Annotated in this window: 24 protein-coding genes; 18 read left to right on the top strand and 6 right to left on the bottom strand. The window is 65.5% G+C overall.

The window, feature by feature from the left end; translation table 11 throughout:
• Positions 1-15 precede the first annotated feature (15 nt).
• Complete coding sequence (locus METFAM1_RS0104385) at positions 16-1023, bottom strand: sulfate ABC transporter substrate-binding protein (protein WP_019918367.1); 1008 nt, start codon at positions 1021-1023, stop codon at positions 16-18.
• A gap of 198 nt (positions 1024-1221) precedes the next feature.
• On the opposite strand from METFAM1_RS0104385, the gene METFAM1_RS0104380 reads away from it, so the two are divergent.
• The 3 genes from METFAM1_RS0104380 to METFAM1_RS0104370 are packed head-to-tail and all read left to right on the top strand — an operon-like array spanning position 1222 to position 4422.
• The gene (locus METFAM1_RS0104380) at positions 1222-2403 is read left to right on the top strand and encodes an FAD-binding domain-containing protein (RefSeq protein WP_024300456.1); all 1182 of its coding nucleotides are present in this window, start codon (positions 1222-1224) and stop codon (positions 2401-2403) included.
• A gap of 7 nt (positions 2404-2410) precedes the next feature.
• Positions 2411-2860: a DUF3429 domain-containing protein gene (locus METFAM1_RS0104375; protein ID WP_019918365.1), complete on the top strand. Its 450-nt coding sequence runs from the start codon at positions 2411-2413 to the stop codon at positions 2858-2860.
• A 2-nt stretch (positions 2861-2862) separates the two neighbouring features.
• Complete coding sequence (locus METFAM1_RS0104370) at positions 2863-4422, top strand: cryptochrome/deoxyribodipyrimidine photo-lyase family protein (RefSeq protein ID WP_019918363.1); 1560 nt, start codon at positions 2863-2865, stop codon at positions 4420-4422.
• A 5-nt stretch (positions 4423-4427) separates the two neighbouring features.
• Here METFAM1_RS0104370 and METFAM1_RS0104365 read toward each other — a convergent pair whose 3' ends face one another.
• The 5 genes from METFAM1_RS0104365 to METFAM1_RS0104345 all read right to left on the bottom strand — a co-directional run bounded on the left by METFAM1_RS0104365 (position 4428) and on the right by METFAM1_RS0104345 (position 9437).
• Positions 4428-5603, bottom strand: a complete 1176-nt coding sequence (locus METFAM1_RS0104365) for a trans-sulfuration enzyme family protein (protein WP_019918362.1) — start codon at positions 5601-5603, stop codon at positions 4428-4430.
• 155 nt (positions 5604-5758) lie between these two features.
• Positions 5759-6226, bottom strand: coding sequence for a hypothetical protein (locus tag METFAM1_RS0104360; protein WP_019918361.1), 468 nt, complete (start codon positions 6224-6226; stop codon positions 5759-5761).
• Positions 6227-6424: 198 nt separating this feature from the next.
• Positions 6425-7318, bottom strand: a complete 894-nt coding sequence (locus tag METFAM1_RS0104355; RefSeq protein ID WP_024300455.1) for an adenylate/guanylate cyclase domain-containing protein — start codon at positions 7316-7318, stop codon at positions 6425-6427.
• Positions 7319-7325: 7 nt separating this feature from the next.
• Positions 7326-8318 (bottom strand): HpcH/HpaI aldolase/citrate lyase family protein, encoded by a 993-nt coding sequence (locus METFAM1_RS0104350; RefSeq protein WP_019918359.1) that lies wholly within the window; start codon positions 8316-8318, stop codon positions 7326-7328.
• Between the two features lie 126 nt (positions 8319-8444).
• Positions 8445-9437, bottom strand: coding sequence for a malate dehydrogenase (locus METFAM1_RS0104345; RefSeq protein ID WP_024300454.1), 993 nt, complete (start codon positions 9435-9437; stop codon positions 8445-8447).
• A gap of 223 nt (positions 9438-9660) precedes the next feature.
• Between METFAM1_RS0104345 and METFAM1_RS0104340 the strand changes: the two genes are divergently transcribed.
• The 15 genes from METFAM1_RS0104340 to pqqC all read left to right on the top strand — a co-directional run bounded on the left by METFAM1_RS0104340 (position 9661) and on the right by pqqC (position 25447).
• On the top strand, positions 9661-10389 hold the full coding sequence (locus METFAM1_RS0104340) for a GntR family transcriptional regulator (protein WP_019918357.1): 729 nt from the start codon (positions 9661-9663) through the stop codon (positions 10387-10389).
• 54 nt (positions 10390-10443) lie between these two features.
• Positions 10444-10830 carry a succinate dehydrogenase, cytochrome b556 subunit gene (sdhC, locus tag METFAM1_RS0104335; protein WP_019918356.1) on the top strand — a complete coding sequence of 129 codons (387 nt, stop codon included), beginning with the start codon at positions 10444-10446 and terminating at the stop codon, positions 10828-10830.
• Entirely contained in the window at positions 10824-11171 is a 348-nt protein-coding gene (gene sdhD, locus METFAM1_RS0104330) for a succinate dehydrogenase, hydrophobic membrane anchor protein (RefSeq protein ID WP_019918355.1), read from the top strand. The genes sdhC and sdhD overlap by 7 nt, the downstream gene beginning before the upstream one ends.
• Positions 11172-12959 (top strand): succinate dehydrogenase flavoprotein subunit, encoded by a 1788-nt coding sequence (gene sdhA, locus METFAM1_RS0104325; protein WP_019918354.1) that lies wholly within the window; start codon positions 11172-11174, stop codon positions 12957-12959.
• Positions 12960-12969: 10 nt separating this feature from the next.
• On the top strand, positions 12970-13680 hold the full coding sequence (locus METFAM1_RS0104320; protein ID WP_019918353.1) for a succinate dehydrogenase iron-sulfur subunit: 711 nt from the start codon (positions 12970-12972) through the stop codon (positions 13678-13680).
• Positions 13681-13682: 2 nt separating this feature from the next.
• Complete coding sequence (locus METFAM1_RS0104315; RefSeq protein ID WP_019918352.1) at positions 13683-13943, top strand: FAD assembly factor SdhE; 261 nt, start codon at positions 13683-13685, stop codon at positions 13941-13943.
• A gap of 50 nt (positions 13944-13993) precedes the next feature.
• Positions 13994-15286: a citrate synthase gene (gltA, locus tag METFAM1_RS0104310; protein WP_019918350.1), complete on the top strand. Its 1293-nt coding sequence runs from the start codon at positions 13994-13996 to the stop codon at positions 15284-15286.
• A gap of 186 nt (positions 15287-15472) precedes the next feature.
• Positions 15473-18292, top strand: coding sequence for a 2-oxoglutarate dehydrogenase E1 component (locus METFAM1_RS0104305; protein WP_019918349.1), 2820 nt, complete (start codon positions 15473-15475; stop codon positions 18290-18292).
• 28 nt (positions 18293-18320) lie between these two features.
• Entirely contained in the window at positions 18321-19610 is a 1290-nt protein-coding gene (gene odhB, locus METFAM1_RS0104300) for a 2-oxoglutarate dehydrogenase complex dihydrolipoyllysine-residue succinyltransferase (protein ID WP_019918348.1), read from the top strand.
• A gap of 95 nt (positions 19611-19705) precedes the next feature.
• Positions 19706-21142 carry a dihydrolipoyl dehydrogenase gene (gene lpdA / locus METFAM1_RS0104295; RefSeq protein ID WP_019918347.1) on the top strand — a complete coding sequence of 479 codons (1437 nt, stop codon included), beginning with the start codon at positions 19706-19708 and terminating at the stop codon, positions 21140-21142.
• Positions 21143-21159: 17 nt separating this feature from the next.
• Positions 21160-22305, top strand: coding sequence for a cell division protein ZapE (gene zapE, locus METFAM1_RS0104290; protein ID WP_019918346.1), 1146 nt, complete (start codon positions 21160-21162; stop codon positions 22303-22305).
• 284 nt (positions 22306-22589) lie between these two features.
• Entirely contained in the window at positions 22590-23465 is an 876-nt protein-coding gene (locus METFAM1_RS0104285) for a hypothetical protein (protein ID WP_024300453.1), read from the top strand.
• 123 nt (positions 23466-23588) lie between these two features.
• Complete coding sequence (pqqA, locus tag METFAM1_RS20515; protein WP_008060142.1) at positions 23589-23663, top strand: pyrroloquinoline quinone precursor peptide PqqA; 75 nt, start codon at positions 23589-23591, stop codon at positions 23661-23663.
• A gap of 141 nt (positions 23664-23804) precedes the next feature.
• Complete coding sequence (pqqB, locus tag METFAM1_RS0104280; RefSeq protein WP_019918343.1) at positions 23805-24722, top strand: pyrroloquinoline quinone biosynthesis protein PqqB; 918 nt, start codon at positions 23805-23807, stop codon at positions 24720-24722.
• Entirely contained in the window at positions 24719-25447 is a 729-nt protein-coding gene (gene pqqC, locus METFAM1_RS0104275; protein ID WP_019918342.1) for a pyrroloquinoline-quinone synthase PqqC, read from the top strand. Before pqqB ends, pqqC begins: the two co-directional genes overlap by 4 nt.
• Positions 25448-25454 lie beyond the last annotated feature (7 nt).

Here is a 25454-nt window from a genome sequence, read left to right as displayed (position 1 = left end):
GGTTCCTGGCGGTGTTCAGCGCACGCTGATCTGGTCGAACACGCCGCCGTCGGCGAAGTGGGTCTTCTGCGCCTTGGTCCAGCCGCCGAACTCGTCGTCGATGGTGAACAGCTTCACCGGTGCGAAGGTCTTGGCGTACTTGGCGGCGACCTTCGGGTCGATCGGGCGGTAGTAGTTCTTCGCCGCGATTTCCTGGCCCTCCGGGCTGTAGAGGTATTCGAGATAGGCGGTCGCCACGGCGCGGGTGCCGCGCTTGTCCACCACCTTGTCGACCACGCTGACGGGCGGTTCGGCCAGGATGGACAGCGAGGGCGTGACGATTTCGAACTTGTCCGGACCCAGTTCCTTCACCGCCAGATAGGCTTCGTTCTCCCAGGCGATCAGCACGTCACCGATGCCGCGCTCGACGAAGGTGGTGGTCGAACCACGCGCGCCGGAGTCGAGCACCTTCACGTTGGCGAACAGCTTCCTGACGAACTCCTTGGCGGTGGCGTCCGAGCCACCCGGCTGCTTCAGCGCATAGGCCCAGGCGGCCAGATAGTTCCAGCGGGCGCCGCCCGAGGTCTTCGGGTTCGGCGTGATCACTTCGACGCCCGGCTTGACCAGGTCGCTCCAGTCCTTCAGGCCCTTGGGGTTGCCCTTGCGCACCAGGAACACGATGGTCGAGGTGTAGGGCGAGGCGTTGTGCTGCAGGCGCTTCTGCCAGTCAGCCGGGATGAGCTTGCCGTTCTGGTGCAGCGCATCGACGTCGTAAGCCAGCGCGAGCGTCACGACGTCGGCTTCGAGGCCGTCGATGACCGAGCGCGCCTGCTTGCCGGAGCCGCCGTGCGATTGCTTGATGGTGACGTTGTCGCCGGTCTTCGCCTTCCAGTGCTTGGCGAAGGCGCTGTTGAAGTCCTGATACAGCTCGCGCGTCGGGTCGTAGGACACGTTCAGCAGTGTGATGTCGGCGGCGAAGGAATTGGCGATCAGCGTGGTGCCGAGCAGCAGGCTGACGGCGAGGGTGCGCAGGGTCGTTTTCATTTTGTGTGGCTCCGTGTCGGGAAACATGCGATGGAGCGCACTCTAGGCAGCGGGCCGTGCGAAGCGAACCAATTAAAACTGCGCTGCTTTGCAGCGGATTCGTGCAAAGCATTTGCAGCGGAGTGGGAAGCGAAAGCGCGAACCAGCGCGGGATTTTTCCCGCGCGGCAGTGGTCTCTGGCACGAAAGGACAGTGCCGATGAACGACCTCCTCACCCCTCTCGTGCGCGACGCCGCCAACCACGACTTCGAACCGTCACCGCGGGCCGCGCTGGCGCGCATCGACGCCATCCGCCCGGGCGTCTATGCGCGTACGCGCAACCACCTCGACGGCGCGGTAACGCGGCTGTCGCCCTATCTGACGCACGGCTTTATCGATGTGCCGCAGGTGATCGAGCGGCTGTCGCAGCGCGTCGCACTGTCGGCGGACGACAAGATCGTGTTCGAACTGGCCTGGCGCGAGTACTTCCAACATTTGTGGCACCACTGGGGCGAAGGCATCTTCGAGGCGCGCCGGCCGCCGCCGGCCTCGAACTACGCCGCAGCGGTACCGGACGACGTGCGTGCCGCGCGCACCGGCGTGCCGGTGATCGACGGCGCGGTGCGCACCCTGTACGACACCGGCTATCTGCACAATCACGCACGCATGTGGCTGGCCAGCTATGTCGTGCACCTGCGCAAGACGCACTGGCGCGCCGGCGCCGACTGGATGTACCGCCACCTGCTCGACGGCGATCTGGCGTCGAACACGCTGTCCTGGCAGTGGGTGGCCGGCACGCTGACCGGCAAACCCTATCTGTTCAATGCAGAGAACGTCGCCCGCTACGCGCCCGATCTGGCCAGCCCGGGTACCGTGATCGACGCCGGTTACGAGGTGCTCGACCGCATCGCACGGCAGTCGCCGGACTGCGGCCCCGAGCCTGGGCACGCATCGGGCGTGGTCGAACCGGCGCCGGGCGTGGTGCCCGACCCGGATATCTGGGGCCTGCGCGACGACCGCCGCGAGTGCTGGATCATGCATCCGTGGGCGCTGGGTGCGCCGCCGCAGGGCCGGGTGATCGGCTGGCTGGAGCCGTCCTTCCACGCGCGCTTCCCGTGGAGCGAAAAGCGCTGGAGCTTCGTGCTCACCCGCATGCGTGCCGCCTGCGACGGCATCGTGGTCGGCGACGCGCGTGCCTTGCGCGAACGCCTGGGCGAGGTCCGGCTGGCGTCGATGCAGACGCTGAATCCGGGCTACGCCGAGGCGATGCGTGCGGCTGGCGTGCTGTGCGAGCCGGTGGCACGGCAGTTCGACGACCCGCCGCAGCCCATGCCGTCCTTCACCCGCTTCTGGCAGACCGTGGCGCCAAAGGCCGCGCCCCCCCGACCCTGGCACCGCTGAGGATTCCATGACACTGAACGTCGCCGCTCGCCATCCCGCCCGGCTGCTCGGCCTGGCCGGCCTGATTCCATTTGTCGGGCTGACCGTCGCCATCCATGCCCTGGATGCGCAGCGTGCCGCGCTTGCGCACGCCCAACTCGCCTATGGCGCGACCATCGTCAGCTTCATCGGCGCGCTGCACTGGGGGCTGGCGATGTGCGAGGCCGCGCTCGATGTAAGGGCGCAGTGGCGCGCCCTCGGCTGGGGGGTAATGCCCTCGCTGTTCGCCTGGTGTGCCTTGCTGCTGCCGCTGCCGGCCGGGCTGTGGCTGCTAGCGGCTGTGGTGCCCGCCTGCTGGTGGATGGATGCGCGGCTGTCGCGCGCGCTGTCGCTCGAGCCATGGTTCATGCAACTGCGCACGTTGCTCAGCGCCATCGTCACGATCTGTCTGCTGCTGTCGGCGCTGGCGATCGCCTGACCATGCAAGTGGTCTGGTTCAAGCGCGACCTGCGCGTCGCCGACCACGCGCCGCTGTGTGCCGCGGCGGCGGCGGGGCCGGTGCTGGCGCTTTACGCCTACGAGCCGCGACTCCTAGCGGAGCCGGACGTCGACGCGCGCCACATCGGCTTCCTGAACGAGGCGCTGGATGATTTCGAGCGCCGGCTGCAGGCGCTCGGCCTGCCACTGTTGCGCCTGCGCGGCGACATGCCGGCGCTGCTCGACCGGCTGCACGCGGCGGTGCGGATCGACGGGCTGTGGAGCCACGAGGAAACCGGCAACCTCGCCAGCTTCGAACGCGACCGCGCGGTGGCCGCCTGGTGCCGCCAGCACGGTGTGGTCTGGCGCGAACTGCCGAACGGCGGCGTGGTGCGGCGGCTCAGCGACCGCGACACCTGGTCGGATCGCTGGATGCGCCGCATGACGCCCGCGCCGCTGCCGCCACCGCCGCGCGTCACGGCGGCACGGTTGCCGCTGGCCGGCCTGCAGCGCGCGCCGACTGCGGCCGAGCTGGGCCTGCGCTCGACTGACATCGAGGCGCGACAGCCGGCGGGCAGGGCGCATGCGCGCCAGATACTGGACGACTTCCTCGCGCATCGCGTAACGCGCTATCGGCGCGGCATGTCCAGCCCGCTCAGCGGTGCGCACGACTGTTCGCGCCTGTCACCACATCTGGCCTTCGGCACGCTGTCGCTGCGCGAGGTCGTGCATGCCGTGTGGCGCGAGCGCGCACGCTGGCTCGCGCAGCCGCCAGGCGCGCACACGCAGGCGGTGCTAGCAGGCTTGAAGTCCTTCGAGAGCCGGCTGCACTGGCACTGCCACTTCATCCAGAAGCTGGAGTCGGAACCGCAGATCGAGCTGCGCGCGGTGAACCGCCTGTACGACGGTCTGCGCGAGGCCGACTTCTCGGTCGAACGGCATCGCGCCTGGTGCCGCGGCGAAACAGGCTATCCCTTCATCGACGCCTGCATGCGGGCGCTGAATGCGACCGGCTGGATCAACTTCCGCATGCGCGCCATGCTGGTCGCCTTCTCGTCCTACCAGCTGTGGAATCACTGGCGCGAACCGGGCCTGCATCTGGCGAGGATGTTCACCGACTTCGAACCGGGCATCCACTGGCCGCAGGTACAGATGCAGTCCGGCGTCACCGGCATCAACACGCTGCGCATCTACAACCCGGTGAAACAGCAGCTGGACCAGGATCCGAAAGGCATTTTCGTGCGTCGCTGGCTGCCGGAACTGGCGCGCGTGCCGCTGTCGCTGCTGGCCGAGCCCTGGCTGATGAGCGTCGCGCAGCAGCGCGAAGCGGGATGCCTGATCGGCCGCGACTACCCGGCGCCGGTGGTCGACCACATCGTCGCCGCGCGCCATGCGCGCGACGCCGCGTGGGCGGTCAGGAAACGGCCGGAGGCGGCGGCCGAGGCACAACGCGTGCTGGTGCAGCACGGCAGCCGGAATCCGGACAGGGAAGGCCGTCGACGCCCTGGGCGCAAGGTGAAGACGAAGGCGGACGACGGCGGCCAGATGGGCTTCGGCTTCTGACCCCTCTAGTCCCCGAGTGCCTGCACCAGATCGGCGATCAGATCGTCCGCGTCCTCGATGCCGATCGACAGGCGCAGCATCGAATCGGGTATGCCGCGCCGCGCCCGTTCTTCCGGCGCGATGCCGTGGTGGGTGGTGGTGCAGGGCTGGGTGACCAGACTTTCGACGCCGCCCAGGCTGGGCGCCAGCTTGATCAGCCGCAGGCGGTCGGCGACGCGGGTTGCGGCGGCTCCGTCGCCGCGCAAGACGATGCTCAGCATGCCGCCGAAGCCATCCATCTGCGCCTTGGCCAGCGCGTGGCCCGGTGCGTCCGGCAGTCCCGGGTAATGCACGCGCGCGATCTTCGGGTGGCGCGCCATCGCCTCGGCCACCGCCTGCGCGTTGGCATTGTGCTGACGCACGCGCACGACCAGCGTGCGCAGGCTGCGCGACAGCAGCGCGGCGGTTTCCGGCGACGGCACCGTGCCGAGATTCTTGCGCCAGGGTGCCACCGCGTCGAGCAACGCCTTGCTGCCCATCAGTGCGCCGGCAGTCAGATCGCTGTGGCCACCCAGATACTTGGTCGCGCTGTGCATGACGATGTCGGCGCCCAGTTCGAGCGGGCGCTGGTTCACTGGCGAGGCGAAGGTGTTGTCGATGGCGACCAGCGCGCCGTGCGCGTGTGCCTTGGCGGCAAGCGCACGGATGTCGACGATGTCCAGCGTCGGGTTGGTCGGCGTTTCGAAGAACACCAGCTTCACACCGTCAGCCAGTAGCGCATCCAGCCTGTCGTGCTCGTTGCCGAGGATGCAGTGTGTGCGCAGGCCGAGGCCCGGCAGTTGCTGTTCCAGCAGTTCCAGCGTGCCGCCGTAGGCGTCGCCGAAGCAGACGATGCCGTTGCGTCCGTGCGTCAGGAAGAGCGCGCTCAGCGCCGCCATGCCGGACGAGAACACCCAGGCCGCCTCGGCCGATTCCAGCTCGGCCAGCGTCTCCTCGACCGCCTGTATGGTCGGGTTCAGACCGTAGCGCGTGTACAGCCCGCCACGACGGCGGCCGTCGATCACGTCGAGCAGGTCGGCGGTCGACTCGAAACCGAAAGTGGTGGTGTTGTAGACCGGCGGGTAGGGGCTGCCGTAGGCGTCACCGGCGGTGTGACCATGGATCGCACGGGTGGCGAGGCGTGTGTTCTTGTTGCTGGACATGGACGGCCTTCCTTGCGGGATGAGACCGCAAGAATACGCCGCCCATGATGCCGGTGTCGCCGGATCAGCGCGGTTTGCTGATCGGGTCTCCCGCGGCGGAGACGAGTACTGCGAATGCACACCTGCTGTTCATCGTGAATCCGCTGTCCGGCATGTCAGTAGGCGGCCGGCGACTTTGCCGCGGTCTGCTCCGCCGGTGCCGTCTTCTCGTCGCGACGATCGATGGTGACGGACTCGCCCATCAGCACACGGAGGTCGTTCGGGTAGTCGTAACCGGTGCCCTTGTTGTGGTCAATGATGGCGCCGATGCCACCACCGAAGATGATGTTGCCCCACATGCTGCCGGCCGAACGCGAGATCGCGCGCAGGAAACCGTCGCTCATGCCGTCCTTCTTGCATTCGACATTGAGGTCTTCGGCCGAGCGACGGATCATGACGTTGCCGGGCGCGGTCGCGGTCCAGCTGCCCTTGTCGTTCTTCAGCGTGCACTTCGTCTGGTCGACAGCGTCGCCGCCCTGGGTGCGCGCGCTGAGCGTGACGGTCTGCATTTCGCTGGAGGTGATGGTGGAGCAGCCGCCGAACAGCGACGCGCTCAGGATCAGCAGGGGAAGGGTGGTCTTCAAGGGAGGGGCCTCATTGTGAAATGCCCCGCCGGTTGTAGAGTACGACTTTAGTTATATGCTAAAAGAATCAGATCTTGCGGGGCGCGCGGACTATAGACGGTAAATGGCCCCGTCATCCCGTCATGACGAAAATTCACGATTCCCGAGATTGATTTCGCGCGTCGCCAATGGTGGACGGCGGGCTCGATCCGCGCAGGTTTAGCCCAGGCAGAAAAACTCGACCACGTCACTGGCTGCGCTGCGCGGCGAGCCGAAGGCGAGCCAGCCGTGGCCGTCTATGACGACTTCCTCGCGCGTCAGCGCGAATTCGTGGCGGCCTTCGATGGTGACGAAGGTGCCGTTGCTGGAGCGGTCGGTCAGTACGAAGCGGTCGCGGCGGAATTCGAGGTCGCAGTGCTGACGCGAGGCGCGGGCGTCCTTGACCAGGATGTCGACGCCGGCATCGCGGCCCATGCGCAGCCGCGGGTGTTCGGCGCCGAGCAGCCAGACGCGGCCGCCGTGATAGACGCGCATTTCCAGCTTGCCGCTGCTGAAGTTCAGTCCGCCAACGTGGGTCACGTGCTCCGAGTGCTCGCAGCGCAGTTCGCACATTTCGACCGAGCGCGCGACGCCCTTGACGACGCGCGGCGGCATCGGCCTCACCATGTGCTGGAAGTGTTCGCTGAGGCGCACCGCGGCTTCGGTCGACACGATGGCGCGGCCGTGGCTGCCCAGTTCGGACAGGCGGGCGGCGATGTTCACCGATTCGCCGTAGATGTCGTCGCCGGTTTCGATGACCGGCCCGAAGTGGAAGCCGGTGCGCACGCCGAGCGAAAAGTGCGTGGCCAGCGGCAGGCCGCTGATGTCGCGGTGGATGGCCAGCGCGGTGTCGGCGGCGTGGTCGCAGGCGCGGAAGGTGGCGAGCAGGCCGTCGCCGGTCATCTTGATCACGCGGCCCGAACTGCCGATGACCGAGTCGCGCATCGTGCGCAGACAGCGGTCGATCAGCGCGAAGGCGGCGGTGTCGCCCATGCGCTCATAGAGCTGCGTGCTGCCCACCAGGTCGGCGAACAGCACGGCGCATTCCTTCGATACGGGTGGTACGCGGGACATGGTTCCTTCAAGCGAAGAATCGACTGCGCACGTCGTCGGGCAGACTGACGCCGGTGGTGTGCGCGCGGGCGAGCAACTCCCAATAGTAGCGATAGGAGGCGCGGTCGTGCAGCGTGTCGTGGTGCCGGGTCGGGCCCCAGCTCGCGTCCTGCGCACCGCAGAGGATGGCGATGGCGTCCTCGACCTCGCTGAAGTCGGGCCGCATTTCTTCGACGATGGGCAGGATCTGGTTCGGATGGATGCTCCACATGCGCATGAAGCCGAACTGGCGGCGCGCCAGGCGGGCGTCGTTGCGGATGAAGTCGATGTCGCGGATTTCGGTGGTGACGTTGTGCGTCGGCACCACGCCGCAGCCGTGCGCCGCGGCGGCGATCTCGCACTTGGTGCGCACGATGATGGGGTGTTCGAACTGGGTCGGGCTCTTCATCGCGTCGCCCGGCAGTGCCCCGTGGTGGGCGCTGACGAAGTCCATCAGGCCGAGATCTATCGACTCCACGCGCTCCATCGCGGCGATGTTCCACACCTCGCGCAGCGCGCCATGGCTTTCGATCAGCACGTGCACCGGAATGCTGCGCTTCAGGCCGGCCATCGTTTCGCAGGTGCGCAGCCAGTCGAGCTGCACGCGCACGTCGTCGGCCGAGCGCGCCTTGGGCAGCGTGATGAAGGCGAGCTTGTCGCCGGCTTCGCCGACGATCAAGTCCATGTCGGCCTTCCAGTGGGCGTGCGTCACGTCGTGGATGCGCACGCCGACACGGTTGTAGCGGTTGTCCTCACCGGCGATCACGGACGCGCACAGCTTGCGGTGCTCGACCTCGTTGCCGGCGGCCGCGCCGTCCTCGCAGTCGCAGGTGACGTCGAAGATCGGACCCAGTTCGGCCTGCAGCGCGAGCGCCTTGCGCATCAGCTTTTCCGAGCCGGCGTAGTGGTCGACGGCGGGCAGGATGGGGAAGGGCTTGTCGCCCTTGTACAGCACCTCGCGCGGATGGACGGCAGCATTCATGCGGACAACTCCGGCATAAAAAAAGCGGCCACGTTACCGGGCCGCTTCTTTCGATTCAAGCCTGTACGCCCCCGGATCGACCCGGCAGAGCGGGGTGATCCGGAACGGGCGCACATGACCGGCAGATCAGAGCAGGTCGGCGACGCCGGCGCGCTCCTCTTCCAGTTCGGCCAGCGTCTTGGCGACGTAAGGCTTGGAGAACTCGTCGATCTCCAGACCCTTGACGATGGTGTATTCGCCGTTGGCGCAGATGCAGGGGAAGCCGAACACCAGGCCTTCCGGGATGCCGTAGGAACCGTCGGACGGCACGCCCATGGTGACCCAGTCACCGTTCGAGCCGAGGTGCCAGTCGCGCATGTGGTCGATCGCGGCGTTGGCGGCCGAGGCGGCCGACGACAGGCCACGGGCCTCGATGATGGCGGCGCCACGCTTGCCGACGGTCGGCAGGAAGGTCTTTGCATTCCATTCCTGATCGTTCACCAGCTGGGCGACGCTGTCGCCGTTCGAGGTGGCGAAGCGGTAGTCGGCGTACATCGTCGGGCTGTGGTTGCCCCACACGGTCATCGTCTTGAACGACGACACCGGGCGGCCGATCTTGGCCGACAGCTGCGACAGCGCGCGGTTGTGGTCCAGACGCAGCATGGCGGTGAAGTTCTTCGCCGGCACGCGGCCACCGGCCTTGGCGGCCGTCTTCATCGCGATGTAGGCGTTGGTGTTGCAGGGGTTGCCGACCACAAGGATCTTGCAGTTCGGCGAGGCGTTCTGGCCGATGGCCGCGCCCTGCACGGTGAAGATCTTGGCGTTTTCGGTCAGCAGGTCCTTGCGCTCCATGCCGGGGCCGCGCGGGCGGGCGCCGACCAGCAGCGCGAAGTCGGCGTCCTTGAACGCGACGTTCGGGTCGTCGGTGGCGATCATGCCGGCGAGCAGCGGGAAGGCGCAGTCGTCCAGTTCCATCATCACACCGGTCAGCGCCTTCTGGGCCTGCGGCAGGTCGAGCAGTTGAAGAATGACCGGCTGGTCCTTGCCGAGCATTTCACCGCTGGCGATACGGAACAGCAGGGCGTAGCCGATTTGACCGGCAGCGCCGGTCACCGCGACGCGAAGAGGCGTCTTTGACATGGTGGTCTCCTGTCTGAGGATGGGACGGGGCGTTATCAGTGCGTTGTGCGCGGGCCGAATTATGGTCGACCCGCGGCGGTTTTGACACACAGCACAAAAATCGGCGTTCGCAACCGGGGCTGGCCGGCCGGAAAGTGCGTTTTTGCACGGCATCAATTTATATCATATATAAGACATCAGACACGATGTAGACGTGACAGGATTTCTGTGCTGAAATTGTTGCATGGCACAGGAATCCCCCACCTTCAGCCCGCTGTATCGGCAGATACGCGGCTTGCTCACGCAGGCATTGCAGAGTGGCGAATGGCGTCCGGGTGAGGCGATCCCGAGCGAAACCGAACTCGCCCAGCGCTTCAACGTGAGTCAGGGGACGGTGCGCAAGGCCATCGACGAGATGGCGGCGGACAACCTGCTGGTACGCAAACAGGGTAAGGGCACCTTTGTTGCGACGCATCACGATCCCCGCGCATTCTTCCGTTTTCTCCGTCTCGCGCCAATCAACGGCACGATAGAAACCTCGCAGAGCGTGCCGCTCGAATGCTGGCGCGCGCGCGCCGGCCAGGAAGTCGCCCGCACGCTGGACGTCGAGGTCGGCTCGCAGATCATCATCGTGCGCCGCCTTCTGAAGTTCGCCGGCAAGCCGGTGGTGATCGACGAAATCTACCTGCGCGGCGACCTCTTTCCCGGGCTCAATCTCGACGTGCTCAAGGAGCAGCAGGGTTCGCTCTATTCCTTCTTCGAAACCCGTTTCGGCGTGCGCATGGTGCGCGCCGAAGAGCGTCTGCGCGCGGTCGCGGCCGACCGCCAGAGCGCGGATTACCTCGAAGTGCAGGAAGGCAGCCCTTTGCTGTCGGTCGAGCGCGTTGCCTATACCTATGACGACAAGCCGGTCGAGTGGCGCCGCGGACTGTGTTCGACGGCGGACCACTATTACCTGAACAACCTGAATTGACGGAGCCGGCGACGACCGGCATGTGACACGACTTTTTCCAGGAGAGCGAGCCAGATGGCCAATACAGCCAGCAAGACCAGACCGAAGCACCTCCAGCTGACGGCGATACGCCTGCCGTTGCCGGGCATCGTGTCCATCCTTCACCGCATCAGCGGTGCCGGCCTTTTCCTCTGTCTGCCGCTGCTGCTGTGGCTGTTCGACGCCAGCCTGGGTTCGCCGGACACCTTCGAATCGTTCAGCGCGGTGGTCGGTCATCCGCTGGCCAAGCTGCTGCTGCTCGGCCTGATGTGGGCCTACCTGCATCACTTCTGTGCCGGCGTCCGCTTCCTGCTGCTCGACATGCACAAGGGCCTCGAACTCGCCACCGCGCGCAAGAGTTCGGTCGCCGTGCTGGTGGTCAGCCTGACGCTTACCGTGATCCTGGGGGTGAAACTGTGGTGAATCGTGTCGTTGTCGGTGCCCACTACGGGCTGAAGGACTGGCTGGGTCAGCGCATCACGGCCGTCGTGATGGCGGTCTACACGCTCATCTTCGCGGTCGGCGTGCTGTCGATGGGCGAACTGAACTATGAGAACTGGCACGGTCTGTTCGCTGGTGGGTTCATGCGCTTCGCGACCTTCCTGTTCTTCGCGTCGCTGATGTACCACGCCTGGGTTGGCGTGCGCGACATCTACATGGACTACATCAAGCCCACCGGCGTGCGCGTCGTGCTGCACGCGGTGACCTTGCTTGCCCTGATCGGTTATCTGGGCTGGGCAGCCCAAGTTCTCTGGAGACTGTAAGTGAGCGTACCTGTCCGCAAGTTTGATGCAGTCATCGTCGGCGCCGGTGGCGCCGGTCTGCGCGCCGCCATCCAGCTGTCAGAAGCCGGCCTGCGCACCGCCGTGATTTCCAAGGTGTTCCCGACCCGTTCGCACACCGTTGCGGCGCAGGGCGGCGTGGCCGCCTCGCTCGGCAACTCGGAAGAGGATCACTGGCACTGGCACATGTACGACACGGTCAAGGGTTCCGACTGGCTCGGCGACCAGGACGCGATCGAATTCATGTGCCGCAAGGCCAATGAGGTGGTGATCGAGCTCGAACACTACGGCATGCCCTTCGACCGCCTCGACAGCGGCAAGATCTATCAGCGCCCGTTCGGCGGCCACATGTCGAACTTCGGCGAGAAGCCGGTCCGTCGCTCCTGTGCTGCCGCCGACCGCACAGGTCACGCGATGCTGCACGCGATGTACCAGCGCAACGTCAAGGCCAACACCCAGTTCTTCATCGAATGGATGGCGCTGGACCTGATCCGCGACGAAGAGGGCGACGTGGTCGGCGTGACCGCGATGGAAATGGAAACGGGCGAAGTGTTCGTGTTCCACGCCAAGGCCGTGCTGTTCGCAACCGGCGGCGCCGGCCGCATCTATTACAGCTCGACCAACGCCTTCATCAACACCGGTGACGGTGTGGGCATGGCGGCGCGTGCCGGCATCCCGCTCGAGGACATGGAGTTCTGGCAGTTCCACCCGACCGGCGTGGCCGGTGCCGGCGTGCTGATCACCGAAGGCGTGCGCGGCGAAGGCGGCATCCTGCGCAACGCCTCGGGCGAGCGTTTCATGGAACGCTATGCGCCGAACGCCAAGGACCTGGCGTCGCGTGACGTGGTGTCGCGTGCCATGGTGACCGAAATCAACGAAGGTCGCGGCTGCGGTCCGAACAAGGACCACGTGATGCTGGACATCACCCACCTCGACCCGGCCACCATCATGAAGCGCCTGCCGGGCATCCGCGAGATCGGCATCCAGTTCGCCGGTGTCGACGCGATCAAGGAACCGCTGCCGGTGGTGCCGACCTGCCATTACCAGATGGGCGGCATCCCGACCAATTACAACGGTGAAGTCGTGGTGCCAAAGGACGGCAACCCGAGCGTGCCGGTGAAAGGCTTCTACGCCGCCGGCGAATGTGCCTGTGCTTCGGTGCACGGCGCCAACCGCCTGGGCACCAACTCGCTGCTCGACCTGCTGGTGTTCGGCAAGTCGGCCGGCGAGTCGATGGTCGAGTACATCAAGGCCCAGCCGGCCGCACACAAGCCGCTGCCGGCCAACGCTGCCGACTACTCGCTGTCGCGCATCAACCGTCTGGACAACCAGAAGGATGGTGCGGCGGTTGGTGCAACCCGTCTGGCCATGCAGCGCACGATGCAGGCGCACTGCGGCGTGTTCCGCTTCAAGGACATGCTGGCCGAAGGCGTGACCAAGATTCTCGACATCGAGAAGGTGGCTGCCACGACCGAAATCAAGGACAAGTCCAAGGTGTTCAACACCGCCCGCCTGGAGGCGCTGGAACTGGACAACCTGATCGAGGTGGCCAAGGCGACCATCGTGTCGGCCAACGCGCGCACCGAATCGCGTGGCGCCCACGTGCGCGACGACGCGACCGACACCCCGGAACGTCCGGACGGCCGCGACGACGTGAACTGGCTCAAGCACACGCTGTGGCACCGCGAGGGCAACAAGCTCGAGTACAAGCCGGTGAACATGAAGCCGCTCACGGTTGACACCATCGCGCTGAAGAAGCGCGCCTACTGAGGATCACAGCATGACTGCCCGTACTGTCGAATTCAGTATCTACCGCTTCGACCCGGACCGCGACGAAAAGCCCTACATGCAGTCGATTTCCATCGATCTCGACGGCACCGAACGCAAGCTGCTCGACGCGCTGGTCAAGCTGAAGGACAAGGACGACTCGCTGTCCTTCCGCCGCTCCTGCCGCGAAGGCGTGTGCGGTTCGGACGCGATGAACATCAATGGCAAGAACGGTCTGGCCTGTCTGACCGACATGAAGGACCTGCAGTCGCCGGTGGTGCTGCGTCCGCTGCCCGGCCTGCCGGTCGTGCGCGACCTCATCGTCGACATGACCCAGTTCTTCAAGCAGTACCACTCGATCAAGCCTTACCTGATCAACGAGGAACATCCGCCCGAGCGCGAGCGCCTGCAGTCGCCGGAAGACCGCGAGGAACTGAACGGCCTGTACGAGTGCATTCTCTGTGCCTGCTGCTCGACCTCCTGCCCGTCGTTCTGGTGGAACCCGGACAAGTTCGTCGGCCCGGCTGGTCTGCTGGCCGCCTACCGTTTCATCGCCGATACGCGCGACCAGGCCACCAGCGAACGTCTGGACAACCTGGAAGACCCGTATCGCCTGTTCCGCTGCCACACCATCATGAACTGCGTCGATGTGTGCCCGAAGGGTCTTAACCCGACGCGCGCCATCGGCAAGATCAAGGACATGATGGTCCGCAGGGCAGTCTGATCATGGACGACGCGGCCAACGACCAGCAGGTCAATATGGGACGTCTGCGCTGGCATTGCCGGCGCGGGCTGCTCGAGCTCGATCTGGTCCTGCAGCGCGTCGTCGAGGGAGGGTTGCTGGAGGAGTTGAGTGAACAACAGAGGGCAGAGCTGTTCGAACTGCTCCATTACGACGACATCACCTTGTTGGCGATTGTCAGCGGGCGCGAAGAATGTGAGGAGCCGCGCCTGAAGGGGATGGTCGATCTGCTGCGCGCAGTCTGACGCGCACTGGTTTCGGCCCGGGCATTTTTGAGGAAGTGAAGAGGTTAGACATGTCAAATCAACGCACCGCAACGCTGACCATTGATGGGCAGACCACCGAGTTCCCGATCATGGGTGGCACGGTCGGCCCCGAAGTGGTTGATATCCGTTCCATGTATGGCAAGACCGGCATGTTCACGTATGACACCGGTTACCTCTCCACCGCCAGCTGCAAGTCGTCGATCACCTACATCGATGGCGACAAGGGCGAGCTGTGGTATCGCGGTTACCCGATCGAGCAACTCGCCGAGCACTGCGACTTCCTCGATGTGTGCTACCTGCTGAAGAACAGCGAACTGCCGACCGCAGCCGAAAAGACCGAGTACGTCAGCCAGATCAAGCGCCACACGCTGGTGCACGAGCAGCTGGCCCGCTTCTACGCAGGTTTCCGTCGCGACGCTCACCCGATGGCCATCATGGCCGGCGTGGTTGGCGCGCTGTCCGCCTTCTATCATGACGGCATGGACATTTCGGACCAGGCTCATCGCGACATCTCGATCAATCGCCTGATCGCCAAGATGCCGACCATCACGGCCATGGCCTACAAGTACTCGGTCGGCCAGCCCTTCATGTACCCGCGCAACGACCTCAGCTATGCCGGCAACTTCATGTACATGATGTTCGGCACGCCGTGCGAGGAATACAAGCCGAATCCGGTGCTGGAAAAGGCGCTCGACCGCATCCTGACGCTGCACGCCGACCACGAGCAGAACGCCTCGACCTCGACCGTGCGTCTGGCCGGTTCGTCGGGCGCCAACCCGTACGCCGTCATCGCCGCCGGCATCGCCTGCCTGTGGGGCCCGGCGCACGGCGGCGCGAACGAAGCCTGCCTGCAGATGCTGGAAGAGATCGGTGACGTGTCGCGCGTGCCCGAGTACATCAAGCGCGCCAAGGACAAGAACGACAGCTTCAAGCTGATGGGCTTCGGTCACCGCGTCTACAAGAACTTCGATCCGCGCGCCAAGCTGATGCGTCAGACCTGCTACGAAGTGCTGACCGAACTGGGCCTGGAAAACGACCGCCTGTTCAAGCTGGCGATGGAACTGGAGCGCATCGCGCTGGAAGACGAGTACTTCATCGAGAAGAAGCTCTACCCCAACGTCGACTTCTACTCCGGCATCGTGCAGAAGGCGCTCGGCATCCCGACCTCGATGTTCACCTGCATTTTCGCACTGGCGCGTACCATCGGCTGGATCACGCAGTGGAACGAAATGATCACCGATTCCGAGTACAAGATCGGCCGTCCGCGCCAGCTCTACATCGGCCCGAACCGCCGTGACGTGAAGCCCGTCGAACAGCGCTGATTCACCGCAGCAGAGAGCCCCGCGGCCTGGCGGACGCCGCGGGGTAAATAATCAATACCGCATGCAGCAGGCCTTCTCGAATTTCCGCGAGACGGAAGGGGGCGCGGCACGACTGGCGCCACGTTCCCCGACCGCGCGGAAAGACGCGACAACAAACCCGGGCATCCCCGGGCGGAGGAGCGAGTCATGATGCACATGTTGAGCCATTCCTACCTCTTCGGGGGCAATGCGCCCTTCGTCGAGGAACTGTACGAGTCCTACCTCGCCAACCCCGGTTCAGTGCCGGACGCCTGGCGTACCTATTTCGAATCCCTCCAGCATCTGCCCGGCGCTGCCAGTGACGTGGCGCACGCCCCGGTCGTCGCTTCGTTCGCCGAACTGGCCAAGCGCGGCCCGGTCCGCATCGCGGCCGCCAGCGGCGACGACAAGCGTCAGGTCGGCGTGCTGCAGATGATCAATGCCTACCGCTTCCTCGGTAACCGCTGGGCCCAGCTCGATCCGCTCAAGCGCGCCGAGCGCCCGGATATTTCCGAACTCGAGCCCTCGCACTACGGCTTCACCGAAGCCGACCTGAACGACAGCTTCAGCACCGGTTCCTTCCGCTTCCCGCCCGAAGATCGCGCCAGCCTGCGCGAAATCCTCGAAGCGGTCCGCCAGGTGTATTGCGGCAGCATCGGCGCCGAATACATGTACATGGCCGACATCGCCCAGAAGCGCTGGATCCAGTCGCGTCTGGAGCCGATGCGCGGCAACTACGGCTACAGCGCCGACGACCGCAAGCGCTTCCTCGAGCGCACCACCGCGGCAGAAACGCTGGAGCGTTACCTGCATACCAAATACGTCGGCCAGAAGCGCTTCTCGCTCGAAGGCGGCGAATCGACCATCGTCGCGATGGACGAACTGGTGCGCGTGGCCGCCGGCCAGGGCGCACAGGAAATCGTCATCGGCATGGCCCACCGCGGCCGCCTCAACGTGCTCGTGAACACGCTGGGCAAGGCGCCGTCGATGCTGTTCTCCGAATTCGAAGGCAAGGCGGCGTCCGACCTGTCGGCCGGTGACGTGAAGTACCACATGGGCTTCTCGTCCGACGTCAGCACCTCGGCCGGCCCGGTGCACCTGACGCTGGCCTTCAATCCGTCGCACCTGGAAATCGTTAACCCGGTGGTGGTCGGTTCGGTGTACGCGCGCCAGCGCCGCCGCGGCGACAAGACCGGCACCCAGGTCATACCGGTCATCCTGCATGGCGACGCCGCCGTCGCCGGTCAGGGCGTGAACCAGGAAATGCTGAACTTCTCGCAGACGCGCGGTTACGGCGTCGGCGGCACCGTTCACATCATCGTGAACAACCAGATCGGTTTCACCACCTCCGATCCGCGCGACTACCGCTCTTCGCTTTATTGCACCGACATCTTCAAGATGGTCGAGGCGCCGATCTTCCACGTGAATGGCGACGACCCGGAGGCCGTGGCTTTCGTCACCAAGATGGCGATGGAATTCCGCGCCGAGTTCAAGAAGGACGTGGTGATCGACATCATCTGCTACCGCAAGCTCGGTCACAACGAGCAGGACGAGCCGATGGTGACGCAGCCGCTGATGTACAAGAAGATCGCCGCGCACCCGGGCACGCGCAAGCTGTACGCTGACCGCCTGATCTCGGCTGGCATCATCGACGAGGCCGCACCCGAGCGGATGATCGCCGACTACCGCGCCGCGCTGGACGAAGGTCGTCTGGCCAGCAACCCGGTGCTCACCAACCACCAGCGGCGCTTCGCGGTGGACTGGACGCCCTTCCTGAAGCAGCCCTATACCGATGAGTGCGACACCCGCGTGCCGCGCGAGGAACTGGCGCGTCTGGGCGAACGGCTCACGACGCTGCCGGAGGGTTTCTCGCTGCACTCGCGCGTGCAGAAGATCATCGACGACCGGCGCGGCATGGCTGCCGGCACGCAGCCGGTCGACTGGGGCATGGGTGAGAACCTGGCCTACGCGACGCTGCTGGTCGAAGGTTACGGTGTGCGCGTGTCCGGCGAAGACTGCGGCCGCGGCACCTTCTTCCACCGTCACGCGGTGCTGCACGACCAGAAGCGCGAGAAGTGGGACAGCGGCAATTACATGCCGCTTCAGCACCTGCAGGAAAACCAGGCGCCGTGCGTCGTGATCGACTCGGTGCTGTCGGAAGAAGCCGTGCTGGCCTTCGAATACGGCTACGCGACCACCGAACCGAACGAACTGGTGGTGTGGGAGGCGCAGTTCGGCGATTTCGCCAATGGCGCCCAGGTCGTGTTCGACCAGTTCATCGCCTCCGGTGAAGCCAAATGGGGTCGCCTGTGCGGCCTCACCATGATGCTGCCGCATGGCTACGAAGGGCAGGGCCCGGAGCACTCGTCGGCGCGCATCGAGCGCTACATGCAGCTGTCGGCCGAGAACAACTGGCAGGTCACCATTCCGACCACGCCGGCGCAGGTGTTCCACCTGCTGCGTCGTCAGATGCTGCGCAAGGTGCGCAAGCCGCTGGTCATCATCACGCCGAAGTCGCTGCTGCGTCACAAGGACGCCGTGTCTTCGCTGGATGAACTGGCCGACGGACGCTTCCAGCCCGTGATCCCGGAAGTCGACGCGCTGCAGGAGAAGGACGTCGAGCGCGTCATCCTGTGCAGCGGCAAGATCTATTACGAGCTGCTGGCTCATCGCCGCGCCCAGGAGATCAAGAACGTCGCCATCCTCCGTCTGGAGCAGGCCTATCCCTTCCCCGGTGCGGAGCTTTCGGCGCAGCTGGTGCGCTACCCGAATGCCAAGGGCGTGACCTGGGTACAGGAAGAGCCGCGCAACCAGGGCATGTGGTACTGGCTGATTTCCCGCGCCTTCCTCGGCAAGGCACTGGGCGATCTGAAACTGGAACTGGTGTCGCGTCCGGCATCGGCGTCGCCCGCGGTGGGCTACGCCGCCAAGCATCTGGCGCAACAGAAGGCGGTCATCGAAGCAGCGTTCGAAGGAGTGGGGCGCTGAGGCGCCTCCGACAGGGAGAAAGAATCAAATGCTTATCGAAGTGAAGGTTCCCCAGCTGTCCGAATCGGTGGCCGAAGCCACGCTCGTGCGCTGGCACAAGAAGGTCGGCGAGGCGGTGTCGCGCGATGAAAACCTGATCGACATCGAGACCGACAAGGTCGTGCTCGAAACCCCGGCGCCGGATGCCGGCGTACTGGTGGCGATCATCAAGCAGGACGGTGCTTCGGTCACCAGCGGCGAGCTGATCGCCCAGATCGACACCGACGCCAAGGCATCCGCAGCCGTTCCGGCGGCAGCGCCCGCTGCCGCACCGGCCGCCGCGCCGGCAGCCGTTGCCGCCGCCAGCACGTCGGCGGCCGCGTCCGGCCCGGCCAGCCCGGCGGCGCGCAAGATCATGGACGAACGCGGCCTGTCGGCCGGCGACGTGCAGGGCACCGGCCGTGGTGGCCGCATCACCAAGCCGGATGCCGCGGGCGCACCGCAACCCGCTGCACCGGCCCCGGCAGTGCCGTCTGCCGCTGTCGCGCGTCCGGCACCGACCGCCGCCCAGTCGGCAGCCGCAGCGCCTGCGCTGCCGCAGCCGCCGGTGCCGGTCCGTCTCGAAGAACTGCTGGCCGACCGTCCGCAGCAGCGCGTGCCGATGTCGCGTTTGCGTGCCCGCGTCGCCGAACGTCTGCTGCAGTCGCAGGCGCAGAACGCCATCCTGACCACGTTCAACGAAGTGAACATGGGTCCGCTGATGGAACTGCGCAAGAAGTACGCCGAGAAGTTCGAGAAGACGCACGGCGTCAAGCTCGGCTTCATGTCCTTCTTCGTCAAGGCGGCCCTGCAGGCGCTGCGCAAGTTCCCGGTGCTGAACGCCTCGGTCGATGGCAATGACATCGTCTATCACGGCTTCTTCGACATCGGCATCGCCGTGGGCAGCCCGCGCGGTCTGGTCGTGCCCATCCTGCGTGACGCCGACCAGATGAGCTTTGCCGACATCGAGCAGAAGATCGCCGAGTTCGGCCAGAAGGCCAAGGACGGCAAGCTGTCGATCGAGGAACTGACCGGCGGCACGTTCTCGATCTCCAACGGCGGCGTGTTCGGCTCGATGCTGTCGACGCCCATCATCAACCCGCCGCAGTCGGCGATTCTGGGCATCCACGCCACCAAGGACCGTCCGGTGGTCGAGAACGGCCAGATCGTGATCCGCCCGATCAACTACCTGGCGATGTCCTACGACCACCGCATCATCGATGGCCGCGAAGCGGTGCTCGGCCTGGTCACCATGAAGGAGGCGCTGGAAGACCCGGCCCGCCTGCTGTTCGACGTATAAACCCTCTCATTGCATGTTGACGTCTGCGCGCCGCCCGGAGAGAGGGCCGGGTGGCGCGCCGGACCAAGACTGCTTCTTTTTCCGGAGCAATTAAGATGTCCAAGGAATTTGATGTTGTTGTGATCGGTGCCGGCCCCGGCGGCTATGTCGCCGCCATCCGCGCCGCCCAGCTGGGCCTGAGCGCGGCCTGCATCGAGTACAACAGCTACGCCGACCCGAAGGGCGAAGTGCGCCTCGGCGGCACCTGCCTGAACGTGGGCTGCATCCCGTCGAAGGCGCTGCTGCAGTCGTCCGAACTGTTCGAGCAGGCCAACCACAGCTTCGTCATGCACGGCATTTCGGTCGAGTCGCCGAAGATGGACGTGTCGGTGATGATGAAGCGCAAGGACAACATCGTCGGCCAGCTCACCACCGGCATCCGCGGTCTGTTCAAGAAGAACAACGTGACGCTGCTGTCCGGCCTGGGCAGCTTCGCCGGCCGCGAGAACGAGAAGTGGAAGGTTGCGGTCACCCGCAACGGTGCCACCGAACACGTGCTGGCCAAGCACGTCATCGTCGCCACCGGTTCGCGTGCCCGTCACCTGCCGGGCATCGAGGTCGACAACAAGGTGATCTGCGACAACGAGGGCGCGCTCGCCTTCGACGGCGCGCCGAAGAAGCTCGGCGTGATCGGCGCCGGCGTGATCGGCCTGGAACTGGGCAGCGTGTGGAAGCGCCTCGGCGCCGACGTGACCATCCTCGAAGCGGCGCCGGAATTCCTGTCGGCCGCCGATGCGGCGATCACCAAGGAAGCCTGGAAAACCTTCACCGCCAAGCAGAAGCTGGGCATCAAGCTCGGTGCGAAGATCGGCAAGGTCGAACGTACCGATGCCGGTGTGCGCGTCGAGTACGAGCATAAGGACGAGCAGCACGTGCTCGAATGCGAGCGCCTCATCGTGTCGGTCGGTCGCATTCCGAACACCGACGGTCTGGGTGGCGAATCGGTCGGCCTGAAGATCAGCGAGCGCGGTTTCATCGAGGTGGACGCACAGGGCCGCACCAATCTGGCCAACGTATGGGCGGTCGGCGACGTCGTGCCGGGCCCGATGCTGGCGCACAAGGGCATGGAAGAGGGCGTCATGGTGGCCGAATGCATCGCCGGCCAGCACGGACACGTCAATCATGACACCGTGCCCTGGGTCATCTACACCCATCCGGAAATCGCCTGGGTCGGCAAGACCGAAGCCCAGCTCAAGGCCGAAGGCATCGAGTACAAGGCCGGCCAGATCCCGTTCGCAGCCAACGGCCGCGCGCTGGGCCAGGGCGACACCACCGGTTTCGTGCGCATGTATGCCTGCGCCAAGACCGACCGCATCCTGGGCGTGCACGTGATCGGCAACAACGCGTCGGAGCTGATCGCCGAGGCGGTGGTGGCGATGGAATTCGGTGCCTGCTCGGAAGACATCGCGCGCATCTGCCACGCACATCCGACGCTGTCGGAAGTGATGCACGAAGCCGCGCTGGCCTGCGACAAGCGTCCGCTGCACTTCTGATCCGGGACCCGCGCACCATGCCTCCGCACAAGATACTGAACGTTCCCGAGCGGGGCATGCTGGATACCTTCGAGGCCCAGCTGAAGGTGCGCGGTTATACCGCTGACGCGTCGCAGCGCGCTGCCGCCGAGCGGCTGCAGAAGCTGTACGGCGAGCTGCTCGATTTCAAGGCAGCCCGCCGCACCCAGCTGCGCAAGCTGCTGTCGCGCGCGCAGCCGCCGCGCGGCGTCTGGTTCTGGGGCGGCGTGGGGCGCGGCAAGAGCTTCCTGATGGACTGCTTCTACGACGCCGTGCCCTACCGTCGCAAGAAGCGCGTGCATTTCCACGCCTTCATGCAACAGATCCACGAAGCGCTGAAAAAGCACAAGAACGAAGCCGATCCACTGGCGCAGGTTGCCGACGAGATCGCGCGGGCGACCCGCCTGCTGTGCTTCGACGAATTCCATGTATCCGACATCGCCGACGCGATGATCCTCGGCCGTCTGGTCGATGCGCTGTTCGAGCGCGGCGTCGTGTTCGTCGCCACCTCCAACTATCCGCCGGACGGGCTCTACCCGAACGGCCTGCAACGGCAGAACTTCCTGCCCACCATCGAACTGCTGAAGAAGCGGCTCGAAGTGTTCGAACTCGACGCCGGCATTGACTACCGCCTGCGCTCGCTCGAACGGATGGACATTTTCATGGTGCCGGGCGGCCAGGACGCCGACGCCAAGCTGGCCGACGACTTCCGCCAGATCTGCGGCGAACCGTGCCCACCGGGCCCGCTGGAAATCCTCGGTCGCACGCTGAAGACGCGCGACCGCTCGCTCGGCGCGGCCTGGTTCGACTTCGACGAAATCTGCGGTGGTCCGCGCTCGCAGAACGACTATCTCGAACTGGCGCGCCGCTATCACTCCATCCTGATTTCCAACGTGCCGAAGATGGGGCGCGACCAGGCCAACGAAGCGCGCCGCTTCACCTGGCTGGTGGACGTGCTGTACGACTTCCGCGTCAAGCTCATCCTGTCGGCCGAAGTCGAGGCGCAAGATCTGTACACCGACGGCCCGCACGCCAACGAGTTCACCCGCACGGTGAGCCGTCTGATCGAAATGCGCACGCGCGAGTACCTGGCGTCGGCACACCGCGTCGATTTCGCCGGCAGCATGTCCCACGTCGCCGCCTGATCGGGCGCCGTCTCCCGCACACACGTTGCAGTCGGGGTCAGAAGACCCCTCCCACAGAGCCGCGGCCCAGGCTCAGGCTGCAGGTCTGGCCAGCCCTTGTGGGAGCGGTCTTCTGACCGCGACAGGGCCTGCGATCAAATACCGTCCCTCGCCAGAGCGCGGCGGTCGCGCTCGGGAGACTGCTCCCACCTCAGCGCGCCGCGACCCCCGTGTCCTCATGACCGGACCTTTCCCCGCCGTCGGACGTCTACACTCGCGTAAAGCTCACTTGCCGCAGGTGCCCGATGCCCATTTCCGCCATGTTCCGTCCGCTGTGCCGACGACTGCTTCTGCTTTGCCTGCTATGGCCGCTTGCTGCGGCAGCCCAGGTCAAGCTCGACATCATTCCGCTGAAGCACCGCACGCCTGACCAGGTGCTGCCCGCGCTGCGCCCGCTGGTCGGCGACGATGCCGCGCTGTCGGGTGCCAACAACCGCATCTTCATCCGCGCCGATGCGTCCACCCGCGCGGCGGTGAAGCAGGCTATCGACGCACTCGATACGCCGCTGCGCAGCCTGATGATTTCGGTGCGCCAGGACAACGATGACTCGATCGGACGCGACGGCGTGGCCGTGTCAGGCGACATCCGTGCCGGCAACGCGGGCGTCCGCGTACCGGATGGCGGCCGCGAAGGTGCGGTGATCGAGGGCCGGAGCGGTGACAGCCGTGTTCAGACGCGGGTGTGGTCTACCCGCGGCGACGCGGCTGACCGTCTGTCGCAGCGCGTGCAGGTGGTCGAGGGCGGTGCCGCCTTCATACAGGCGGGCAGTTCGACGCCCATTCCTTTCACGCAGATGGTGGTCGGGCCGCGCGGTGCGGTGGTGAGTCAGGGCACGCAGTACCGCGACATTTCGAGCGGCTTCTACGCGATGCCGCGCGTCAACGGCGACCAGGTGACACTGGACATTTCGCCGCAGAAGGAATCGCTGTCCGACACCCAGTACGGCGAGGTGCGCTCGGCGCGGCTGGTCAGCACGCTGCGCGGCCGGCTGGGCGAATGGATGGAACTGGGCAGTTCCGGCCACGACGAACAGGTAAGCGAGCGCGGCGTCACGCGCTACGGCACGCGCGACGCGCAGTCGCAGCGGCGAGTGTGGGTGAAGGTCGATGTCGTGCAGTGACCTTCATGAATTTCCCTAGCCGCGCTTCAATCCGGCGGCGACGCGGGCGACGGGGCGGGTGGTGATACTGGAAGTGCGTTGGATGACGACGCACATTCTTAAACCGACTGTCAGGAGAAAACCATGAGCTGGGAAACCCCGAAGGCAACCGACCTGCGTTTTGGCTTTGAAATCACGATGTACGTCGCCAACCGCTAAGGTTGCGATCGCCCGGCAGGTTCGCCCTGCCGGGCATCCCGTCTTTCCGGCCCCGCTGCGGCGCGGGCCCTGAATCATCCGGCGTCCAGCCAGGACGTCGGCACAAGAAATCAGGCCCTCGATGGCCAGTGGAGGAGAAGCATGCGACTGCACGTACTCGGTTCCGGCGCGGGCGGCGGTTTCCCGCAATGGAATTGCAACTGTCCCAATTGCGACGGTCTGCGCCGCGGCACCATCAAGGCGCGCGCACGCACGCAATCGTCGATCACGGTCAGTGGCGACAACGAGAACTGGGTGCTGTTCAACGCTTCGCCGGACATCCTGGCCCAGTTCCAGCAGTTCCCCGATCTGCAGCCGGCGCGCGCGCTGCGCGATACCGCAGTCAAGGCCATCGTGCTGATCGATGGCCAGATCGACCACACGACCGGCCTCTACATGCTGCGCGAGCATCGCCAGCCGCACCAGATCTGGTCCACCGCACCGGTGCGCCAGGACCTGACCGAAGGCAATCCGCTGTTCAGGCTGCTCGGCCATTACTGCGGTATCGAGTGGAACGAACTGCCGATCGATGGCGCCGAATTCACGATACCCGGCGCGCCCGGCCTGAAGTTCCACTCGCACGCGCTGCGCAGCAACGCACCCCCTTACTCGCCGCGCCGTGACAAGCCGGTGCCCGGCGACAACGTCGGCGTCACCATCGAGGACGTGAAGAGCGGCAAGAAGATCTATTACGCCCCCGGTCTGGTCGAGATCGAACCGCAGGTGTGGGCGGCCATGCAGGCGGCCGACGTGGTGCTGGTCGATGGCACCTGCTGGAGCGACGACGAAATGATCGCGCTCGGCGCGTCGAAGAAGCGCTCGCGCGACATGGGCCATCTGGCGCAGAGTGGCGAGGGCGGCATGATCGAGTGGCTGGACAAGCTGCCGACGACGACGCGCAAGATCCTCATCCACATCAACAACACCAACCCGATCCTGAACGAGGAAAGCCCGCAACGCCGCGAGCTGGACGCGCACGGCATCGAAGTTTCGTACGACGGAATGGACATCACGCTATGAGCACGCAACAGCCCTGGAACCACGAAGAATTCGAAGCCAAGCTGCGCGACAAGGGCGCCGCCTATCACATCTTCCATCCGTTCAACGTGATGCTCAATTCCGGCAAGGCGACGCCGGAACAGATCCGCGGATGGGTGGCGAACCGCTTCTACTACCAGATCGCGATTCCGGTGAAGGACGCGGCCATCCTGTCGAACACGCCGGACCGCGAAATCCGTCGCCAGTGGATACAGCGCATCCTCGATCACGACGGCTACGAAATCACCGGGCCGGACGGCTCGGTGGTGCGCGACGAGGGCGGCATCGAGGCGTGGATCAAGCTGGGCATCGCCACCGGCCTGACGCGTGAGGAAATCGTCGATCTGCGTCACGTCGTGCCCGGCGTCCGTTTCGCGGTCGATGCCTACATCAATTTCGCCCGTCAGCGCCCCTGGCAGGAAGCGGTGTGCTCGTCGCTGACCGAACTGTTCGCGCCGAAGATCCACAAGGAGCGCCTCGCCAACTGGCCGGAGCACTATCCGTGGATCGAGTCGACCGGCCTGCAGTACTTCCGCAACCGCGTGTCGCAGGCGCGCCGCGACGTGGAGCAGGGGCTGGCGGTGACGCTGAACTACTTCAATACGCGTGAAATGCAGGAACGCGCGCTGAACATCCTGCAGTTCAAGCTCGACGTGCTGTGGGCGATGAACGACGCGATGGCCAATGCCTACGGCGTGAACAAGTGAGTGCCGC

It is taken from the genome of Methyloversatilis discipulorum, from assembly GCF_000527135.1.
GTDB lineage: Bacteria > Pseudomonadota > Gammaproteobacteria > Burkholderiales > Rhodocyclaceae > Methyloversatilis > Methyloversatilis discipulorum.
The sequence above is the reverse complement of the archived record's forward strand: the minus strand, read 5'-3'. Positions and strand labels throughout refer to the sequence as shown.

Coding starts and splice junctions, on each gene's coding strand:
- METFAM1_RS0104375 (WP_019918365.1), top strand. CDS start 2,411: ATGACACTGAACGTCGCCGCTCGCCATCCCGCCCGGCTGCTCGGCCTG.
- sdhC (WP_019918356.1), top strand. CDS start 10,444: ATGGCCAATACAGCCAGCAAGACCAGACCGAAGCACCTCCAGCTGACG.
- METFAM1_RS0104350 (WP_019918359.1), bottom strand. CDS start 8,318: ATGAATGCTGCCGTCCATCCGCGCGAGGTGCTGTACAAGGGCGACAAG.
- METFAM1_RS0104380 (WP_024300456.1), top strand. CDS start 1,222: ATGAACGACCTCCTCACCCCTCTCGTGCGCGACGCCGCCAACCACGAC.
- zapE (WP_019918346.1), top strand. CDS start 21,160: ATGCCTCCGCACAAGATACTGAACGTTCCCGAGCGGGGCATGCTGGAT.
- METFAM1_RS0104340 (WP_019918357.1), top strand. CDS start 9,661: ATGGCACAGGAATCCCCCACCTTCAGCCCGCTGTATCGGCAGATACGC.
- pqqB (WP_019918343.1), top strand. CDS start 23,805: ATGCGACTGCACGTACTCGGTTCCGGCGCGGGCGGCGGTTTCCCGCAA.
- METFAM1_RS0104365 (WP_019918362.1), bottom strand. CDS start 5,603: ATGTCCAGCAACAAGAACACACGCCTCGCCACCCGTGCGATCCATGGT.
- pqqC (WP_019918342.1), top strand. CDS start 24,719: ATGAGCACGCAACAGCCCTGGAACCACGAAGAATTCGAAGCCAAGCTG.
- lpdA (WP_019918347.1), top strand. CDS start 19,706: ATGTCCAAGGAATTTGATGTTGTTGTGATCGGTGCCGGCCCCGGCGGC.
- METFAM1_RS0104385 (WP_019918367.1), bottom strand. CDS start 1,023: ATGAAAACGACCCTGCGCACCCTCGCCGTCAGCCTGCTGCTCGGCACC.
- METFAM1_RS0104315 (WP_019918352.1), top strand. CDS start 13,683: ATGGACGACGCGGCCAACGACCAGCAGGTCAATATGGGACGTCTGCGC.
- METFAM1_RS0104320 (WP_019918353.1), top strand. CDS start 12,970: ATGACTGCCCGTACTGTCGAATTCAGTATCTACCGCTTCGACCCGGAC.
- gltA (WP_019918350.1), top strand. CDS start 13,994: ATGTCAAATCAACGCACCGCAACGCTGACCATTGATGGGCAGACCACC.
- odhB (WP_019918348.1), top strand. CDS start 18,321: ATGCTTATCGAAGTGAAGGTTCCCCAGCTGTCCGAATCGGTGGCCGAA.
- METFAM1_RS0104305 (WP_019918349.1), top strand. CDS start 15,473: ATGATGCACATGTTGAGCCATTCCTACCTCTTCGGGGGCAATGCGCCC.
- METFAM1_RS0104285 (WP_024300453.1), top strand. CDS start 22,590: ATGCCCATTTCCGCCATGTTCCGTCCGCTGTGCCGACGACTGCTTCTG.
- METFAM1_RS0104355 (WP_024300455.1), bottom strand. CDS start 7,318: ATGTCCCGCGTACCACCCGTATCGAAGGAATGCGCCGTGCTGTTCGCC.
- METFAM1_RS0104345 (WP_024300454.1), bottom strand. CDS start 9,437: ATGTCAAAGACGCCTCTTCGCGTCGCGGTGACCGGCGCTGCCGGTCAA.
- METFAM1_RS0104370 (WP_019918363.1), top strand. CDS start 2,863: ATGCAAGTGGTCTGGTTCAAGCGCGACCTGCGCGTCGCCGACCACGCG.